The sequence below is a fragment of the Bradyrhizobium sp. genome (assembly GCF_016462955.1).
In the GTDB taxonomy this organism is placed as follows: Bacteria; Pseudomonadota; Alphaproteobacteria; order Rhizobiales; family Xanthobacteraceae; genus Bradyrhizobium.
The window spans coordinates 1-3,437 of sequence record NZ_JAEMSD010000623.1; the positions used below are offsets into that span (position 1 = coordinate 1).

Annotated in this window: 4 protein-coding genes; 2 read left to right on the plus strand and 2 right to left on the minus strand. The window is 58.9% G+C overall.

The genetic code is table 11. The features are described from left to right. The first annotated feature begins 303 nt into the window (after positions 1–303). On the plus strand, positions 304–603 hold the full coding sequence (locus JHD07_RS35670) for an acyl-CoA dehydrogenase family protein (RefSeq protein ID WP_291630741.1): 300 nt from the start codon (positions 304–306) through the stop codon (positions 601–603). Next, positions 492–752: an acyl-CoA dehydrogenase family protein gene (locus JHD07_RS35675; protein ID WP_283805294.1), complete on the plus strand. Its 261-nt coding sequence runs from the start codon at positions 492–494 to the stop codon at positions 750–752. The genes JHD07_RS35670 and JHD07_RS35675 overlap by 112 nt, the downstream gene beginning before the upstream one ends. A gap of 734 nt (positions 753–1,486) precedes the next feature. Here the strand turns inward: JHD07_RS35675 and JHD07_RS35680 are convergent. Together JHD07_RS35680 and JHD07_RS35685 are read right to left on the minus strand one after the other, a co-directional pair. After that, positions 1,487–2,734, minus strand: coding sequence for an ABC transporter substrate-binding protein (locus tag JHD07_RS35680; protein ID WP_028139127.1), 1,248 nt, complete (start codon positions 2,732–2,734; stop codon positions 1,487–1,489). Positions 2,735–2,763: 29 nt separating this feature from the next. Further along, positions 2,764–3,411, minus strand: a complete 648-nt coding sequence (locus JHD07_RS35685) for an ATP-binding cassette domain-containing protein (protein ID WP_366865763.1) — start codon at positions 3,409–3,411, stop codon at positions 2,764–2,766. Positions 3,412–3,437: the final 26 nt, after the last annotated feature.

Consider the following 3,437-nt stretch of genomic DNA (forward strand, 5'->3'; position numbering starts at 1 on the left):
GGTGGAGGAGTTTGACTGACCGCACCCGGAGGAATTTGAAGTGACCCGCGGGGACGCGATTGCCGTAGCGGAGCTCGACGGCAATAGGGTCAGTGGCCGTTTGACCGGAGTACTCGACGCGGGAGCGCATCTCACGTCATCGTGTTTCTACCCGACGGTCGGGCAGCTCTTGTTGATGCTGGAGAGACGGGAGTGACCGTTGATGTACGCGCAAGCCTCGATCGCACCCGGCCCATTACGAATTACGCACTCAATGAGGCCAGAGTGATCATTCTGGATGCCGCTGCCGACGCCTGCCGAGCAATGTCTGGCGTGATTGATGCGGGAAGAGTTTTCCTCGCGGCAGATTCGCTGGGAGCAGCGCAGTCCATGTTAGATCGAGCGCTCGAGTACTCGAAAGCGAGGGTTCAGTTTAATCGCGCCATCGGTTTTTTTCAGGCTGTCAAGCATACGTTCGCGGATCCGGCGACACTATGGAGCCCTGTCGAGCATTGGTTTGGTACGCGGCACATGCGCAAGATGCACAGCCCGAGGAAGCACGGATTATGGCCTTGCAGGCGAAAGCCCATGTGGGCGAGGTCTTCAGAGAGGTCGCACGCCTGACAACAGAAGTGCATGGAGGAATGGGCTTCGCTGACCTGCTTGGCTTGCATTATTGGTTCAAGCGCATAGCGTTTAACCGTCAGATACTGGGATCGCCCGAGTATTGTCGGCAGGAGGCTGCGGCCGTGCAGGGTTGGCTGATCGCGTGAATGGGAATGCGGCGACTGCTCCGGCGTCGCTCGCTAGGCCGCAAGTCATCTTTGAACGCTTGTTGGGGGGCAGAATTGAGTATCCGTCCGCCTGTCGAGGATTGGGCAACAGACTTCGATCACCTCGATCAACGATGGATCGAAGACCCCTTTCCGATCTGGGCCGAGTTGCGCAGCTCTTGTCCCGTTGCGCATACCAATCGGTTTCAGGGGGTATACTTGCCTACGCGCTACAAGGACATTCGGGAGGTCGCACATGACACGCAAGCTTTCTCCTCGCGCCGTCTGCAAGTACGCGCGACCCCGCCGCCCATAAAATCGCCGGCACCGCCCATCACCTCCGATCCCCCACACTATCGCCTGGCGCGGATTGTATTGCTGCCGCCTTTCGCTCCGGCAGCCATCGTGGTGCAACGGCGGCGATGCGCGCCATCCGAAGATCTCATCAGCTATCTTGTTGCTGCTCGTGTCGACGGGCAACCTCTTACGGACAATCACATTCTAGGAACGCTACGCCTGCTCCTCATTGCTGGCATTGACACTACAGGAGTGGGATCGGGGCTTGCTTATGGCATCTTGCCAAGACACCTGAAGACAGGCGCCGGCTGGCCGTCCCGGCAATGAGCCCACGCTCCAGTAGGGCGATCGCTTTGGTTCAGCTTTCCAGCAGTGGACCAGGGAGTGGTGCGATGAGATTTCATCGCAACACCGCATTTTCTTGGGACTATCTTGGCTTACTTGACTGCGTCCGACTTCGCGTAGTCAGCCGACTGAGTCTTCACCACGTTCCAAACGTCGTCAGTATAGGCTGCAATCCAGTCTGTCTGCGGCACCCACTTGCTGCCGTTCCACATCTCTATGCGGGTCTTGCCGCCGCCGCCATGATCCTTGGCGGTCACGGTCACCGGCGCGATCATGCCGTTCGCGTCGTAATCCTTGATACTTTCAAGGCCGTCCTTTATCTTCTCCGGCGTCAGCGGCCAGCCGTGCTTCTTAATAGCAAGACGCGCGCCTTCAACCGCGATCGACCAGAGCGCCAGGCCGGTGTTGTAGTAGACGTCGTCGAGATTTTTGCGGTCGCCGTTGCCTTTGCCCCTATCGTAGACTTCCTTAATGATCTTCTGCACCAAGGGATGGTTGGAGCCGCCGGCGACGTTGGTGCCGCGCTTAATTCCCTTAGCGGCCTCTGCGCCGATATTGTTGATGTCGACCTCGTTCATCCAGTTGACGGCGACGTACTTGTCGAGCGCAATGCCGTTACGCTTCATTTCACGCGAGGCGATCACGTGCATGTTTGACAGGCTCCAACTGACGATCCAGTCGGGTGCAAACCGGCGCATTTGGGTCCATGCTGAGGCTTGGTCATTGCCTGGCAAAGGATAGGGGAACAGTTGCAGATCGAAGCCTTCCTTAGCCGCCAGCGTCTTGATGATACCGATTGGTTCTTGTCCGAACGGATAATCGACGTAGAGGAACGCGATTTTGACTCCCTTCAGGTTGCCGCCGGATTTCTGCTTGATGTACTCGATGTCGTTGGCGGCTTGGCCCCAATAGGTCGGGCCGATCGGGAATACCCACTTGAAGACGTCGCCGTCGACGGCGTCGCCGCGCCCAACGAGCGATTGAATTAGAATGTTCCCATCCTTCATGCCGCGAGGGAGCACGGCGCGGGAGACCGGTGTCGACAGCGTATCGAACACCATCACGTCATCGCGCTTCAGCTTTTCGTAGCATTCGATGCCGCGCTGCGGCTCGTTGCCGTGGTCCTGTACCACCATCTCCACCGGGTGACCCTCGATGCCGCCTTGTGCGTTGAGGATATCCGCATAATCCTTGGCGGCCTGCGCCACCTGCGGCGTCACGAAGGTGTATGCCTTGGTAAGGTCGTAACAGAGCCCAAAACGCACGGCGTCGGCGGCTTTCGCCGATAGGATCGAGATCGCGCTCAAGGCGACACCGGCCGCAATCGATAGATATTTCATCTGGGTTCTCCCTTTGGTCGTTTGTTGTCTTATTCGCTGGTCGTAATCAGGTCAGCCAGCGTTTCCGCCGGCTGTAGTGCTTGATGGCGTGGAAACTCTTTCCCTTTGCGCCGCCGAGATAGAACTCCTGAATCCGGATTGCTCTTCAGCGCTTCCGCCGTGTCGTGCATGACGACACGACCGCTCTCGATCAAGTAGCCGTGCGAGACGATTTCGAGGGCTGCCACCGCATTCTGTTCGACCAGCAGCACCGAGAGACCTTCCTCGCGGTTGATGCGGCTGATGATTTGGAAGATTTCCGCAACCAAAAACGGCGCCAACCCGAGGCTGGGTTCGTCCAGCATCAGCAGTTTCGGCTGCGTCATCAGCGCTCGCCCGATCGCCAGCATCTGCTGCTCGCCACCCGATAGGTAACCGGCGGCGCTGGATCGCCGCTCGTGAAGCCGCGGGAAATAGCTGTAGACCATCTCCTTGTTGCGGGCCATGTCGGCCCGGCTCCGGATCGCGGAAGCCGCGATCAGGTTTTCCTCGGGTGTCAGATGCTCGAACACCCGCCGTCCCTCGAGCACGTGGGCGATGCCGAGTTGGACGCGTTGCTGCGGCGACAGCGTGCCGATATTGCGGTCGTGAAACTGGACTTCGCCGCGGCGGACCTCGCCGCGCTCGGCGACCAACAATCCGCTGATGGCCTTCAGCGTAGTGC

Coding starts and splice junctions, on each gene's coding strand:
- JHD07_RS35670 (WP_291630741.1), top strand. CDS start 304: ATGTCTGGCGTGATTGATGCGGGAAGAGTTTTCCTCGCGGCAGATTCG.
- JHD07_RS35680 (WP_028139127.1), bottom strand. CDS start 2,734: ATGAAATATCTATCGATTGCGGCCGGTGTCGCCTTGAGCGCGATCTCG.